Annotated in this window: 14 protein-coding genes; 11 read left to right on the top strand and 3 right to left on the bottom strand. The window is 61.0% G+C overall.

Annotated elements, in window-relative coordinates; all coding sequences use genetic code 11:
* Positions 1-5 precede the first annotated feature (5 nt).
* Positions 6-554: a tetratricopeptide repeat protein gene (locus EKA13_RS16215; RefSeq protein ID WP_065760372.1), complete on the top strand. Its 549-nt coding sequence runs from the start codon at positions 6-8 to the stop codon at positions 552-554.
* Positions 555-573: 19 nt separating this feature from the next.
* Here the strand turns inward: EKA13_RS16215 and EKA13_RS16210 are convergent, their stop codons facing one another.
* Entirely contained in the window at positions 574-900 is a 327-nt protein-coding gene (locus EKA13_RS16210) for a DUF1820 family protein (protein ID WP_065760371.1), read from the bottom strand.
* A gap of 130 nt (positions 901-1,030) precedes the next feature.
* Here EKA13_RS16210 and miaB point away from each other — a divergent pair, with 130 nt between their 5' ends.
* From miaB to lnt, 5 genes are all read left to right on the top strand, one after another.
* Positions 1,031-2,359, top strand: coding sequence for a tRNA (N6-isopentenyl adenosine(37)-C2)-methylthiotransferase MiaB (gene miaB, locus EKA13_RS16205; RefSeq protein ID WP_065760370.1), 1,329 nt, complete (start codon positions 1,031-1,033; stop codon positions 2,357-2,359).
* 124 nt (positions 2,360-2,483) lie between these two features.
* Positions 2,484-3,485: a PhoH family protein gene (locus tag EKA13_RS16200; RefSeq protein WP_065760369.1), complete on the top strand. Its 1,002-nt coding sequence runs from the start codon at positions 2,484-2,486 to the stop codon at positions 3,483-3,485.
* Positions 3,478-3,972, top strand: a complete 495-nt coding sequence (ybeY, locus tag EKA13_RS16195; RefSeq protein WP_065760368.1) for an rRNA maturation RNase YbeY — start codon at positions 3,478-3,480, stop codon at positions 3,970-3,972. The genes EKA13_RS16200 and ybeY overlap by 8 nt, the downstream gene beginning before the upstream one ends.
* A 5-nt stretch (positions 3,973-3,977) precedes the next feature.
* A complete protein-coding gene (locus EKA13_RS16190) occupies positions 3,978-4,817 on the top strand; it encodes a CorC family transporter (protein WP_065760367.1) in 840 nt (279 codons plus the stop codon).
* 8 nt (positions 4,818-4,825) lie between these two features.
* A complete protein-coding gene (gene lnt / locus EKA13_RS16185; protein ID WP_065760366.1) occupies positions 4,826-6,343 on the top strand; it encodes an apolipoprotein N-acyltransferase in 1,518 nt (505 codons plus the stop codon).
* Here lnt and EKA13_RS16180 read toward each other — a convergent pair.
* On the bottom strand, positions 6,340-7,101 hold the full coding sequence (locus EKA13_RS16180; protein WP_065760365.1) for a YdcF family protein: 762 nt from the start codon (positions 7,099-7,101) through the stop codon (positions 6,340-6,342). The genes lnt and EKA13_RS16180 overlap by 4 nt on opposite strands.
* A gap of 114 nt (positions 7,102-7,215) precedes the next feature.
* On the bottom strand, positions 7,216-7,530 hold the full coding sequence (locus EKA13_RS16175; protein ID WP_065760364.1) for a hypothetical protein: 315 nt from the start codon (positions 7,528-7,530) through the stop codon (positions 7,216-7,218).
* A 233-nt stretch (positions 7,531-7,763) separates the two neighbouring features.
* Here EKA13_RS16175 and leuS point away from each other — a divergent pair, with 233 nt between their 5' ends.
* From leuS to EKA13_RS16150, 5 genes are all read left to right on the top strand, one after another.
* Positions 7,764-10,370 (top strand): leucine--tRNA ligase, encoded by a 2,607-nt coding sequence (leuS, locus tag EKA13_RS16170; protein WP_065760363.1) that lies wholly within the window; start codon positions 7,764-7,766, stop codon positions 10,368-10,370.
* Positions 10,371-10,443: 73 nt separating this feature from the next.
* Positions 10,444-11,049 (top strand): LPS-assembly lipoprotein LptE, encoded by a 606-nt coding sequence (locus EKA13_RS16165; protein ID WP_065760362.1) that lies wholly within the window; start codon positions 10,444-10,446, stop codon positions 11,047-11,049.
* 36 nt (positions 11,050-11,085) lie between these two features.
* The gene (gene holA / locus EKA13_RS16160) at positions 11,086-12,123 is read left to right on the top strand and encodes a DNA polymerase III subunit delta (RefSeq protein ID WP_065760361.1); all 1,038 of its coding nucleotides are present in this window, start codon (positions 11,086-11,088) and stop codon (positions 12,121-12,123) included.
* A 159-nt stretch (positions 12,124-12,282) separates the two neighbouring features.
* Entirely contained in the window at positions 12,283-12,447 is a 165-nt protein-coding gene (gene arfA, locus EKA13_RS16155; protein ID WP_065760360.1) for an alternative ribosome rescue factor ArfA, read from the top strand.
* Between the two features lie 60 nt (positions 12,448-12,507).
* A complete protein-coding gene (locus EKA13_RS16150; protein ID WP_065760359.1) occupies positions 12,508-13,833 on the top strand; it encodes a lytic murein transglycosylase in 1,326 nt (441 codons plus the stop codon).
* Positions 13,834-13,907 lie beyond the last annotated feature (74 nt).

Raw genomic sequence — 13,907 nt, 5'->3', positions numbered from 1 at the left:
TCCCCATGAACCGCACCGGCCGCGCCCTTGCCCTGGGCTGCCTGTTGCTTCTTCAGCCCCTGCTGGCTACAGCAGGCGGTAACTCGTTGCTGATCCCGGCAACCGGCCGCTGCACCCTCGACTCCCAGCCCGAAGACCTGGCGCAAGCACTCGCTGACTGCCAACAAGCGGCACAGGGCGGGGATGCCCAGGCGCAGTACGAGTTGGGTGAGTTCTACTACGTGGGTAAAAATGCACCGCGCGACCTGAGCAAGGCACTGAGCTACTTCGAACAGGCCTCATTGCAAGGGCATGCTGAAGCGCAGTACCGCCTGGGCACCATGTTTTTCCGCGGAGAAGGCGTGGCGGCCAACAATGTGCAAGCCTACATCGTGCTGAAAATGGCCGCAGTCAATGGCGCCGAAGACGCCCTGGACATGGCCGACGAGGTGTCGGCACAAATGCCACGTGACGAGCTGGAGGTCGCAACCCAGGTACTGGGGCAGATCTTCCGCAAGTACCTGCTGGAACTGCAGAGCGCCGAAGGGCGCACCCCCTTCTCGCCACTCCCCTGACGCCGGGGCAGCGTCCTGCTTACTTCTCGGGCATCGGCATTGGGAACGGCATCACGTTACCGCCCCCGCGCGCTTCACTGATCTTGGGTGTCCCCAGCCGCTCGACTTCATCGATACGCACGATCGAATGCATCGGTACGAAGCTGCGAACCACACCCTCGAATTGCGCCTTGAGCTTCTCTTCACTGGGATCGACCACCACTTGGGTGCGCTCTCCGAAGATAAACTCCTCCACTTCGAGAAAGCCCCACAGATCACTTTGGTAGATCTGCTTGGCGTACATCTCGAATACCTGGCCCTGGTTGAGAAAAATCACTTTGTAGATCGGATCGGCACGTTTGGTCATTTTCGGCGGGAACGAAGACAGGTGGTAAAGAGAGCGCAAACTATAGCATAGCCACCTGATCGACAACGCTAGGAACCATCGCTGACGCCCCTTATAATGCGCGGTTCTTTGAATTACCTGATGATCTCCCATGGCCAAGAAGCTTTATATCGAAACCCACGGTTGCCAGATGAACGAGTATGACAGCTCGCGCATGGTCGATCTGTTGGGCGAACATCAAGCCCTGGAGGTCACCGCCCGGGCAGAAGACGCCGATGTCATCCTGCTCAACACCTGTTCGATCCGCGAACGTGCACAAGACCGGGTCTACTCCCAGCTGGGCCGCTGGCGTGAGCTGAAGGAACAGAACCCGGAAATGGTCATTGCCGTCGGCGGCTGCGTCGCCAGCCAGGAAGGCGAGTCCATCCGTAAGCGTGCGCCTTATGTCGACGTGGTGTTCGGCCCGCAAACCCTGCACCGCTTGCCGGAGATGATCGACGCCGCCCGCACTACCCGGCAACCACAGGTAGACGTCTCGTTCCCGGAAATCGAAAAGTTCGACCACCTGCCGGAACCCCGTATCGACGGCCCTACTGCCTACGTTTCAGTCATGGAAGGCTGCAGCAAGTACTGCACCTTCTGCGTGGTGCCTTACACCCGCGGCGAGGAAGTCAGCCGCCCATTCGACGACGTACTGGCCGAGGTCATTCACCTGGCCGAGAACGGTGTACGCGAGATCACCCTGCTGGGGCAGAACGTCAACGGTTACCGTGGCCTGACCCACGATGGGCGCCTGGCCGACCTGGCCGAGCTGATCCGCGTGGTTGCCGCAGTAGACGGCATCGGTCGCATCCGCTACACCACCTCGCACCCTCTGGAGTTCTCCGACAGCCTGATCCAGGCGCACGCTGACGTGCCGCAACTGGTCAAGCACCTGCACCTGCCAGTGCAGTCGGGCTCGGACCGTGTACTGGCCGCGATGAAGCGCAACCACACCGTTCTTGAGTACAAGTCCAAGCTGCGCAAGCTCAAGGCGGCGGTGCCGGATATCTGCATCAGCTCCGACTTCATTGTCGGCTTCCCCGGCGAAACTGAAAAAGACTTCGAACAAACCCTGAAACTGGTCAGCGATGTCGGCTTCGACTTCTCCTACTCGTTCGTCTACAGCCAGCGCCCGGGTACACCGGCCGCCGACCTGCCGGACGACACGCCGGAAGAACTCAAGAAGGAACGCCTGCAGGTACTGCAGCAGCGCCTTGACCATCAAGGTTTTGAAATCAGCCGGCGCATGGTCGGGACCGTTCAGCGCATTCTGGTAACCGATTACTCACGCCGTGACCCTGGGCAGTTGCAAGGGCGCACCGAAAATAACCGTATCGTCAACTTCCGCTGCGACAATCCCAAACTGATTGGGCAGTTTGTCGACGTGCAGATCGACGATGCACGGCCTCACTCGTTGTTCGGCTCGCTGCTACCGTAAAGGCATGGCCGGGCCCTGCACACCGGGCCCGGTAACCCTTGAACGTTTCAGCGCTTTCGCACGTGAGCCTCTGGGGTTATCCTTGAATTCACTCTCATTGCCGTTGGGCGGCTAAAAAACGACCTTGAACGCACCCATAGAACCTCATCGTTTCATCCTCGAGCCCTTTGAGGCTCGCCGCTTCGCCAACCTGTGCGGGCAGTTCGACGAGCATTTGCGCCTCATCGAGCAGCGCATGGCCATTGAAATCCGCAACCGCGGCAATCAATTTGAATTGATCGGCGAACCCCAACTCACCTCTTCCGCCGAGCAACTGCTTCGACGCCTGTACCGCGAAACCAAGGCTACCGAGCTTTCGCCGGACATGGTTCACCTGTTCCTGCAGGAGTCGTCGCTGGAAGCCATGGAAAACCCGGCTGCCGCCGAACCGAGCGTGACCCTGCGCACACGCAAGGGCAATATCCGCCCGCGCGGGCTCAACCAGCAGCGCTACGTCAAGGAAATCCTGGCGAACGACATCAACTTCGGCATCGGCCCGGCGGGTACCGGCAAGACCTACCTGGCTGTGGCCTGTGCGGTTGATGCGCTGGAGCGTGAACAGGTGCGCCGCATTCTGCTGGTGCGCCCGGCGGTCGAAGCAGGCGAAAAGCTTGGCTTCCTGCCCGGCGACCTGGCACAGAAAATCGACCCGTACCTGCGACCACTGTACGACGCCCTCTACGAAATGCTGGGCTTCGAACATGTGGCCAAGCTGATTGAGCGTCAGGTCATCGAGATCGCGCCATTGGCCTACATGCGCGGCCGTACCTTGAATAACAGCTTCATCATCCTCGACGAAAGCCAGAACACGACCGTCGAGCAGATGAAAATGTTCCTCACTCGGATCGGCTTCGGCTCGACAGCCGTGATCACCGGGGACATCACCCAGGTCGACCTGCCGCGCGGTACCAAATCAGGGCTGGCGCATGTGATCGAGGTTCTTGACGGGGTGCCGGGCATCAGCTTTACCCACTTCAAGCCGAAAGACGTTGTACGCCATCCGTTGGTGCAGCGCATCGTCGAGGCCTACGAGCGCTTCGACAGCAAACAGCAGGACAAGCACGAAGGCAACCGTCACGATGGTTGAACTCGACCTGCAACTGGCTACTGATGCCGCCGCCCCTGATGAAGCCACGTTCCGTCGCTGGTGTGAGCTTGCCCTGCGTCAGCGCAGCGCCGACTCCGAGCTGACCATACGCCTGGTTGATGAAGCCGAAGGCCGCGAGCTCAACAACACCTATCGGCACAAGGACTACGCCACCAACGTGCTGTCCTTCCCGGCCGATGTGCCCGATGACATGCTCGACATTCCACTGCTCGGCGACCTGGTCATTTGCGTCGCCGTGGTCGAACGCGAAGCCGCCGAACAAGGCAAGTCGCTGGAGGCACACTGGGCGCACCTGGTCATCCACGGCTGCCTGCACCTGCTGGGCTACGACCACATCGAAGACGATGAGGCCGAAGAGATGGAAGCACTGGAACGAACGTTGCTTGCCGAACTGGGTCACCCTGACCCGTATGCCGACGACGAACACGATTTCCCCGACACCGATACCTGTAAGGATCACGAGTAACCGCCATGAGCGAAGATCGATCGAGCAATGGGCAAAAGTCCTGGCTGGGTAAGCTGACCCAGGCTTTTGCCCATGAGCCGAAAAACCGCCAGGAACTCCTGGAACTGCTGCGCGAAGCCCATCAGAACAAGCTGCTCGACAGCGAAGCCCTGACCATCGTGGAAGGCGCAATCCAGGTCGCAGACCTGCAAGTGCGTGACATCATGGTCCCGCGCTCGCAGATGATCAGCATCAAGGCGACCCAAACACCCCGCGAGTTCCTGCCAGCGGTGATCGACGCTGCGCACTCACGCTACCCGGTCGTGGGCGAGAGCCACGATGATGTCCTCGGCGTACTGCTCGCCAAGGACCTGTTGCCGCTGATCCTCAAGGAAAATGGCGACCGCTTCAACATCAAGGACCTGCTGCGCCCGGCCACCTTTGTGCCCGAATCCAAGCGTCTGAACGTGCTGTTGCGTGAATTCCGTGCCAACCACAACCACATGGCCATCGTGATCGATGAGTATGGCGGCGTGGCCGGCCTGGTAACCATCGAAGACGTGCTCGAACAAATCGTCGGCGACATCGAGGATGAGCATGACGTCGAGGAAGACAGCTACATCAAGCCGTTGCCGAGTGGCGACTTCCTGATCAAGGCCTTGACGCCCATCGAGAACTTCAACGAGTTCTTCGACAGCGAGTTCTCCAATGACGAGTTCGACACCGTCGGCGGTTTGGTGATGAGCGCATTCGGGCACTTGCCCAAGCGTAACGAGACAACCGAAATCGGCCCCTACCGTTTCCGGGTTCTCAACGCCGACAGCCGCCGGATACACTTGCTGCGACTGACACCTATCACCCGCTAAGGACAACCATGCGTTGGATCACCCGCCCCGGCTGGCCCGGTAACCTGCTGGCCGTGGCGGCCGGCGCCATCACCACCCTGGCCCTCGCGCCGTTCAACATCTGGCCACTGGCGCTGGTGACCCTGGCGATGTTCTACCTGGGCCTGCGCGACCTTCGCCCACGCCAGGCTCTGGCGCGCGGCTGGTGTTATGGCTTCGGTGTGTTCGGCGCGGGAACCAGCTGGATCTACGTGAGCATCCATACCTACGGCGGCGCCTCGGCACTGCTGGCAGGCCTGCTGATGCTTGCCTTCATCGCAGCGATAGCGTTTTTCTTCGCCCTGCCTGCCTGGGTCTGGGCGCGCTGGATTCGACGCAACGAAGCACCGCTGGCCGACGCCCTGGCCTTTGCCGCGCTCTGGCTGGCCCAGGAAGCATTCCGTGGCTGGTTCCTGACCGGCTTCCCATGGCTCTACGCAGGCTACAGCCAGCTTGACGGCCCCTTGGCCGGCTTGGCCCCACTGGGTGGAATGTGGCTGATCTCCTTCAGCCTGGCACTGAGCGCCGCACTGCTGTGCAACCTGAACCGCCTGCGTGAGCGCAAAGCCTTCCTGATCGCCGCGCTGGCCGTCTTGCTGGCCCCGTGGGCGATCGGCATGGCACTCAAAGGCCACGCCTGGACCCGCCCGGCGGGCGAGCCACTGAAGGTGGCCGCAATCCAGGGCAACATCGAGCAGTCGCTAAAGTGGGATCCGACCCAGCTGAACGCCCAGTTGGCGCTGTACCGCGACATGACCTTCACGTCCAAGCAGGTCGACCTGATCGTTTGGCCGGAGACGGCTGTGCCAGTGCTCAAGGAGTCCGCTCAGGGCTACCTGGACATGATGGGCAGCTTTGCCAGCGACCGACGCTCGGCGCTGATCACTGGCGTACCAATCCGCCAGGTTGTGCATGACCAACGGCGCTACTACAACGGCATTACCGTCACCGGTGAAGGCGACGGCACCTACCTGAAACAGAAACTGGTGCCTTTCGGTGAGTACGTGCCACTGCAAGACCTGCTACGCGGGCTGATCACCTTCTTCGACCTGCCGATGTCGGACTTCGCTCGCGGCCCCTCAGACCAGACACTGTTGCAAGCAAAGGGCTACCAGATCGCGCCCTACATTTGCTACGAAGTGGTGTACCCAGAGTTCGCCGCCAGCCTCGCGGCACGCAGCGAGCTGTTGCTCACCATCAGTAACGACACCTGGTTCGGCACCTCGATCGGACCGTTGCAACACCTGCAGATGGCACAAATGCGCGCCCTTGAAGCAGGACGCTGGATGATCCGTGCAACCAACAACGGCGTCACCGGCCTGATCGACCCCTTCGGCCGGATCACCGCGCAAATCCCGCAATTTGAGCGCGGCATCCTCTACGGCGAAGTGGTTCCGATGCAAAAACTCACGCCATACCTGAAATGGCGCTCCTGGCCGCTGATCATTCTCAGCACCCTGCTGCTGGGCTGGGCATTGATAGCCGGCCGCATCGCCAGAACAGTCTAGTAAAACAAGCGATAAGCGAGCAGACCAACGGCTTCGTTAAGCAGTTGGCTGCTCTGCCAGAGTGATTTGTTTTCAGGCATCCAGCCGCCAAACGGGCGAGCATGATTGCGCCCCATGTAGCCTACTGGCGCTGGCACCACAGTGAACCCGACGCGCTCAAAGCTCCAGCGCGAACGCTGCATGTGCCATGCCTGGGTCACCAACACCACGCGCTTGTAGCCCTCTGGCAGCAGCAGCTCTGCGCTCATCTGCGCATTCTCCCAGGTCGTACGGCTACGCTCCTCTTTCCAACGCACCGAGACACCAAAATCGCGCGCGAGCGCGTCGGCCATCAACTGGGCCTCACTGGGCGGCGTACCGTAGTGCAATCCGCCACTGATGAGTACAGGCAAACCGGAAGCCTTGGCCAGTTGCGCGGCATAGCGCATACGTTCAAGCGCGACAGCACTCGGCTGATCCTTGGCGCCCCAGGCGGGGTCATCGCGCTCTCGGCCCGCGCCCAGCACGACGATGGCATCGGCACGCCCAGCAAGGCCCTCCCACTGGCCATAAGCCAGTGCAGGGTCACGCTCCAGCAGGCGTGCGGCCTGCTCCACAATGACAGGCAAGCTCATCAGCCACAGCCCGCCCAAGCCCAGCGTGAAACATGCACAGGCCGTACGAGGCCAGGTGTTACGCAACCACCATGCCGCGATCAACAGCAGAAACAACACGCCAGGCGGCATGATCAATTGTTTGATGAAATAACGAAACGGCATCGGCACCTCCATGGATGCGCGAAGCCTAAGAAAATCGGCACCTGACAACAATAGCCAGGTGCCGATCATGGAAAATTTAACGGCCCGGTCGTACAGCCTGAAGGGCTCGTACGATTACTTGAAATGCAATGCGCTGAACTTTTTCGTGGCTGAAGAACGCGCGCTGTCTTTAAGCCAGACCACTCTGCCGGCAGGTACCTCAGGCTGCTGCAGCGCATCTATATGTGCCCTGTAGCGCTCTGGGTGCGATGCCAGGTAAGCCTTGATCACTTCAAATTCGGCGTAGCTCAATCCACGTAGTTCCAATTCGGCGGGCATCTCATCGCGCAGTCGAACAGAGGCTCTGGCGACATCCAGTGCCAGCCCCAACCGGTCGATCAAACGCTCGCAAAGCTCCGGCTCTAGTGCTTGTAGCGGCGACTCACCCATCCGTTCACCTCATTTGAGATAAAAATACCGCCCCCAAGGATCAGCTTAGCGGTACTCACAAAAGCAGCGAGACGCCACGACCAACGGCCCGCAGCCAGTCTGAGGATGCAATCAGGGTTTCCCTCGATAGAGACGGGTCATGTATGCTACTGCGTTCATTATATTGACACCGAATTGCCGGGCGCAGCGGTTCTGCCTGGATAAGGTCTCCCATTTCTCAGCGCAAAGTAGCCATGCACGAACTCTATCAGCCCCGCGAAATTGAAGCCGCCGCCCAGTCGTTCTGGGACGAGCAAAAGTCTTTTGAAGTCAGTGAACAACCAGGCAAAGACACCTTCTACTGCCTGTCGATGTTCCCGTACCCAAGCGGCAAGCTACACATGGGTCACGTGCGCAACTACACCATCGGCGACGTCATCGCCCGCTATCAGCGCATGCAGGGCAAGAACGTCCTGCAGCCGATGGGTTGGGACGCCTTTGGTATGCCGGCCGAAAACGCCGCGATGAAAAACAACGTCGCCCCGGCCAAGTGGACCTACGAAAACATCGAGTACATGAAGACCCAGCTCAAGAGCCTGGGCCTGGCCTTCGACTGGTCGCGTGAAGTCACCACCTGCAAGCCGGACTACTACCGCTGGGAGCAGTGGCTGTTCACCCGCCTGTTCGAAAAAGGCGTCATCTATCGCAAGAACGGCACCGTCAACTGGGACCCGGCTGACCAGACCGTACTGGCCAACGAGCAGGTCATCGACGGCCGTGGCTGGCGTTCGGGCGCGCTGATCGAGAAGCGCGAAATCCCGATGTACTACTTCAAGATCACCGATTACGCCGACGAGTTGCTGGAAAGCCTCGACGAACTGCCGGGCTGGCCTGAACAGGTCAAGACCATGCAACGTAACTGGATTGGCAAGTCGCGCGGCATGGAAGTCCAGTTCCCGTTCGACAAGGCCTCGATCGGCCACGACGGTACACTGAAAGTCTTCACCACCCGTCCAGACACCCTGATGGGCGCGACCTACGTCGCCGTTGCCGCCGAGCACCCGCTGGCCACGCAGGCTGCCCAGGGTAACCCGGCGCTGCAAGCCTTTATCGACGAGTGCAAGAGCGGCAGCGTTGCCGAGGCCGACGTTGCCACCCAGGAAAAGAAAGGCATGCCGACGTCGCTGTTCGTCGAGCATCCGCTGACTGGCGAAAAACTGCCCGTGTGGGTCGCCAACTACGTCCTGATGCACTACGGCGACGGCGCGGTCATGGCCGTGCCTGCCCATGACGAGCGCGACTTCGAGTTCGCACACAAGTACAACCTGCCGGTCAAGACCGTGGTTCGCACCCCTGCCGGCGATGTGGTTGGCACCGAGTGGGACGCCGCCTACGGCGAGCACGGCCAACTGATCAATTCTGCTGAATTCGACGGCCTGGACTTCGCTGGCGCGTTCGATGCCATCGAAGCCGCCCTGATCAAGAAAGAACTCGGCAAGTCGCGCACCCAGTTCCGTCTGCGCGACTGGGGTATCAGCCGCCAGCGCTACTGGGGTTGCCCAATCCCGATCATCCACTGCCCATCCTGCGGCGACGTACCGGTACCGGAAGACCAGTTGCCGGTCGTCCTGCCAGAAGACGTGGTGCCGGATGGTGCGGGATCGCCGCTGGCGCGCATGCCTGAGTTCTACAACTGCAGCTGCCCGAAATGCGGCGCCGCAGCCAAGCGCGAAACCGACACCATGGACACCTTCGTCGAGTCGTCCTGGTACTTCGCGCGTTACGCCTCGCCAAACTACGAAGGCGGCATGGTCGACAAAAAGGCTGCCAACCACTGGCTGCCGGTTGACCAGTACATCGGCGGTATCGAACACGCCATTCTTCACCTGCTCTATGCACGCTTCTTCCACAAGCTGATGCGTGACGAAGGCCTGGTTAGCTCCAACGAACCGTTCAAGAACCTGCTGACGCAGGGCATGGTCGTCGCAGAGACGTACTACCGCACGGCCAGCAACGGTGGCAAAGACTGGTTCAACCCGGCCGACGTTGAAGTCGAACGTGATGCCAAGGCCAAGATCATTGGCGCCCGCCTGAAAACCGACGGCCTGCCCGTAGAGATCGGCGGCACCGAGAAGATGTCCAAGTCGAAGAACAACGGCGTTGACCCTCAGGCCATGATCGAAGCCTACGGTGCTGACACCTGCCGCCTGTTCATGATGTTCGCCTCGCCGCCCGACATGAGCCTGGAATGGTCCGACTCCGGCGTAGAAGGCTCGAACCGCTTCCTGCGCCGCGTCTGGCGCCTGGCGCAAAGCCACGTCGCACAAGGGCTGCCTGGCGCCCTGGATGTCGCTGCGCTGGACGATGCCCAGAAAGCCGTACGCCGTTCGATCCACTCGGCCATCAAGCAAGCCAGCCAGGATGTGGGCCAGCACCACAAGTTCAACACCGCCATTGCGCAAGTAATGACCCTGATGAACGTGCTGGAGAAGGCACCGCAAGCCACGGCACAAGACCGCGCACTGATTCAGGAAGGCCTGGAAACCGTGACCCTGTTGCTGGCACCGATCACGCCGCACATCAGCCACGAACTGTGGAAGCAGTTGGGCCATGAAGGCGCAGTCATCGACGCTGGCTGGCCAGCCGTGGATGAAAGCGCGCTGGTACAGGACAGCCTGCAACTGGTTATCCAGGTCAACGGAAAACTGCGCGGCCAGATCGAGATGCCGGTTGGCGCCAGCCGTGAAGACATTGAAGCCGCGGCCCGCAGCAATGAAAACGTGCTGCGTTTCACTGAAGGCCTGACCATCCGCAAGGTCATCGTCGTACCGGGCAAGCTGGTCAATATTGTCGCCAGCTGATGGAATGTGGCGCCCTGCTCACCTCAGGGCGCCCGCACAGAATCGGCTTACAAGGTTTCAAGGGAGCAACAACATGATCAAACGCAACCTGCTGGTGATGGGCCTGGCCGTAATGCTCAGCGCCTGCGGCTTCCAACTGCGCGGCACCGGCACCACCGACCTGGCGCTCAAGGAGCTCGATGTCAGTGCTCGCGACGCCTATGGCGATACTGTGACGCAACTGCGCCAGGTTCTGAAAAGCAGCGGCGTGAACGTGCATGCCGGCGCCCCATACAAGCTGTTCCTGGCCCGTGAAGACAATACCCAGCGCGCCGCCAGCTATGCAGGCTCTGCTCGCTCGGTCGAGTATGAACTCACCGACACCCTGAGCTTCGAGATCCGCGGCCAGAACAACACCAGCCTCCTTGCCGACAAGCTGGAAGTACAAAAGATCTATGTGCATGACAGCAACAACCTTACGGGCTCCGACCAGGAAGCCAGCCAGGTTCGCGATGAAATGCGCCGCGAGATGGTCCAGAAGATGGTCCTGCGCTTGCAGTTGATCACCCCGGCCCAACTTGAAACCCTGCAAATGGAAGCCGAGGCGCGCGCCAAGGCCGAGGCTGATGCCCTCGAAGCCGCCCGTCGCGCCCAGGACGAAACGCCGCAGCAATCCCCGCTGGAAATCCCAGCCAACTGAGCCTGAACGGGGCACTTCGGTGCCCCGCACTCCGCGATGAAACTCACACCTGCCCAACTCAACAAGCACCTGCAAGGTTCGCTCGCCCCGGTCTACGTGGTTAGCGGCGATGACCCGCTGCTGTGCCAGGAAGCCGCCGACGCGATTCGCGCGGCAGCTCGCCAGCAAGGCTTCGACGAACGCCAGGTGTTCAGCGCAGATGCCAACTTCGACTGGGGCACGCTGCTTCAAGCAGGCGCCAGCTTGTCGCTGTTCGCTCAACGACGCCTGCTGGAACTGCGCCTGCCTTCAGGCAAGCCCGGTGACAAAGGCGCCGCGGCGCTGATTGAGTACTGCTCCAACCCTGCCGAAGACACCCTGCTGCTGATCAGCCTGCCAAAACTCGACGGCAGCGCGCAAAAAACCAAGTGGGGCAAGGCGCTGGTTGACGGTCAGCACGTCCAGTTCATTCAGATCTGGCCGGTGGACAACAATCAACTGCCGCAATGGATCAGCCAACGCCTGTCTCAAGCCGGCCTGGCAGCCCAACGCGATGCAGTAGAGCTGATTGCCGCGCGCGTGGAGGGCAACCTGCTCGCCGCTGCTCAGGAAATCGAAAAGCTCAAGTTACTGGCCGATGGCAATCAGATCACCGTCGAAACGGTACAGGCCGCCGTGGCCGACAGTGCCCGCTTCGATGTCTTTGGCCTGGTCGACGCCATTCTTAATGGCGAAGCTGCCCATGCCCTGCGCATGCTCGAAGGCTTGCGCGGTGAAGGGGTTGAGCCACCGGTCATTCTCTGGGCATTGGCCCGGGAACTGCGCCTGCTGGCTGGCCTTTCCCAGCAGTACAGCCAGGGCGTGCCGCTGGACAAGGCATTCAGCCAGGCCAAACCGCCGGTCTGGGATAAACGCCGGCCGCTGATGAGCAAAGCCTTGCAACGTCATTCGGCGCAACGCTGGAGCCAGCTGCTGCAGGATGCCCAACGCATTGATGCACAGATTAAGGGGCAGGCACAGGGCTCTCCCTGGACCAGCCTGGCACGTCTGTCGCTGCTGATGGCCGGCCAACGTCTGACATTACCTGCCGAATAGCATCACGCCAAACCTGGCGATACCGCCCCGCCAGCGATGTATGCATCGCGCAACAACCCATGCCACAACGAGCAGATAGCCGGTAAGCCCGTAAGATTGCCCACACGAATGCAAGGGCCTATAGTGCGCGCCAACACCCCCATCGCAGGAGCTCCTGTAATGAGCAAGAAACCGGCCAAACCCGGCCCCAACAAAGCCAAGTCCATCATCGCCCAGCCCCTGTTCCGTAGCCGCCAGGAACGCTCAGGCAAGGGCAAAGGCAGCTACCGCCGCGAAGCCTTCCAATCGAGAGATTGGGAGGCTTCTTACTTTTTGGCCGCATGAAGGCAGGAATCCGGCAAGCATGGTATGGTCAACACCTGACTTGAATTACTGGACCTGTGCATGCCCTTTTGCCTTTCCCGCCGTTGGCAACCCCGCCAACTGATCGCTGCCTCCAGCCTCATCCTGCTTGTCGCCTGCGCGGAGAAGCCGACCGCCGCCGATGCGCTGCCGCTAGCGCCGACACAATCCGCTTCTGCTGCACCCCAGCCCACTGCCAGCGCCGATCCGATCGACGATGTGCAACCCCTGCAGAGCTTCGCTCAATGGCAAGCCGGCTTCCGCCAGCAGGCCCTGCAAGCCGGTATCAATCCGGCGACCTTTGACCGCGCGTTTTTTAATATCACCCCTGACATGAGCGTGATCAAGGCCGACCGCAGTCAACCCGAATTCACACGCCCCGTCTGGGAATACCTCGACGGCGCTGTCTCGCCTGTACGTGTTCGCAAAGGCCAAGCCCTGCTCAACCAGAACGCCGAGCTGCTGGCACGCATCGAACAACGGTATGGCGTCGACCGCACCACACTGGTGTCCGTCTGGGGCATGGAAAGTAACTTCGGCCAGTTCCAGGGCAGCAAATCGGTGATCCGCTCGCTCGCCACCCTGGCCTACGAAGGCCGCCGCCCGGCCTTCGCACAGGCGCAGCTCCTCGCTGCCCTGCAGATCCTGCAGAACGGCGACATCCAGCCCGAGGCCATGCTGGGCTCATGGGCCGGTGCCATGGGCCAGACCCAGTTTATCCCGACGACCTACAACACCCACGCGGTAGACTTCGACGGTGACGGTCGCCGTGACATCTGGAACAGCACCGCCGACGCCCTCGCATCGACCGCCCACTACCTGCAAAGCTCAGGCTGGAAACGCGGCGAGCCTTGGGGTTTTGAAGTTGGCCTGAAACCCGGCTTCGACTACTGGCTGGCGGACGGTTCTCAACGCAAGACGGTCGCAGAATGGCTGCAACTGGGCCTGCAACTTCCCCCTGGAACGCAAGTACCCGCGGGTAGCGAACAACTGTCTGCAGCCCTGCTGCTGCCTGCCGGCGCTCGCGGCCCGGCCTTCCTGGTACTGGACAACTTCCGCGCCATCCTCAAGTACAACAACTCATCGTCGTACGCCCTGGCCGTCAGCCTGCTGGCACAGCGTTTCGATGGGTCTGGCTACATCCGCGGTGACTGGCCAAAAGATGATCTGCCGCTGAGCCGTAGTGAGCGCATGGAATTGCAGAACCTGCTCAGTGCCAGCAACTACGACGCCGGCAGCGCCGACGGCATCATCGGGGCCAATACCCGCAAGGCAATTCGTAGCGCACAGCAAGCCCTGGGCTGGCCGGCAGACGGTTACCCGACCCATAAGCTGCTGGAGAGCCTGCGCAACCAGCAGGCACGCTAGCACGCCCAACGGGGCGGTTCAGGCTGCCAGCGGCAGACTTTCCTGTAGCGCACACAAAAATGCCGACACCCTCA

It is taken from the genome of Pseudomonas defluvii, from assembly GCF_001695625.1.
GTDB classification, from domain to species: Bacteria; Pseudomonadota; Gammaproteobacteria; order Pseudomonadales; family Pseudomonadaceae; genus Aquipseudomonas; species Aquipseudomonas defluvii.
This window is presented reverse-complemented; position numbering and strand designations above follow the sequence as displayed.

Bases quoted from the DNA above. Each gene is read 5' to 3' on its own strand.
- EKA13_RS16215 (WP_065760372.1), top strand. From the start codon at position 6: ATGAACCGCACCGGCCGCGCCCTTGCCCTGGGCTGCCTGTTGCTTCTT.
- EKA13_RS16210 (WP_065760371.1), bottom strand. From the start codon at position 900: ATGACCAAACGTGCCGATCCGATCTACAAAGTGATTTTTCTCAACCAG.
- miaB (WP_065760370.1), top strand. From the start codon at position 1,031: ATGGCCAAGAAGCTTTATATCGAAACCCACGGTTGCCAGATGAACGAG.
- ybeY (WP_065760368.1), top strand. From the start codon at position 3,478: ATGGTTGAACTCGACCTGCAACTGGCTACTGATGCCGCCGCCCCTGAT.
- EKA13_RS16190 (WP_065760367.1), top strand. From the start codon at position 3,978: ATGAGCGAAGATCGATCGAGCAATGGGCAAAAGTCCTGGCTGGGTAAG.
- lnt (WP_065760366.1), top strand. From the start codon at position 4,826: ATGCGTTGGATCACCCGCCCCGGCTGGCCCGGTAACCTGCTGGCCGTG.
- EKA13_RS16180 (WP_065760365.1), bottom strand. From the start codon at position 7,101: ATGCCGTTTCGTTATTTCATCAAACAATTGATCATGCCGCCTGGCGTG.
- EKA13_RS16175 (WP_065760364.1), bottom strand. From the start codon at position 7,530: ATGGGTGAGTCGCCGCTACAAGCACTAGAGCCGGAGCTTTGCGAGCGT.
- leuS (WP_065760363.1), top strand. From the start codon at position 7,764: ATGCACGAACTCTATCAGCCCCGCGAAATTGAAGCCGCCGCCCAGTCG.
- EKA13_RS16165 (WP_065760362.1), top strand. From the start codon at position 10,444: ATGATCAAACGCAACCTGCTGGTGATGGGCCTGGCCGTAATGCTCAGC.
- holA (WP_065760361.1), top strand. From the start codon at position 11,086: ATGAAACTCACACCTGCCCAACTCAACAAGCACCTGCAAGGTTCGCTC.
- arfA (WP_065760360.1), top strand. From the start codon at position 12,283: ATGAGCAAGAAACCGGCCAAACCCGGCCCCAACAAAGCCAAGTCCATC.
- EKA13_RS16150 (WP_065760359.1), top strand. From the start codon at position 12,508: ATGCCCTTTTGCCTTTCCCGCCGTTGGCAACCCCGCCAACTGATCGCT.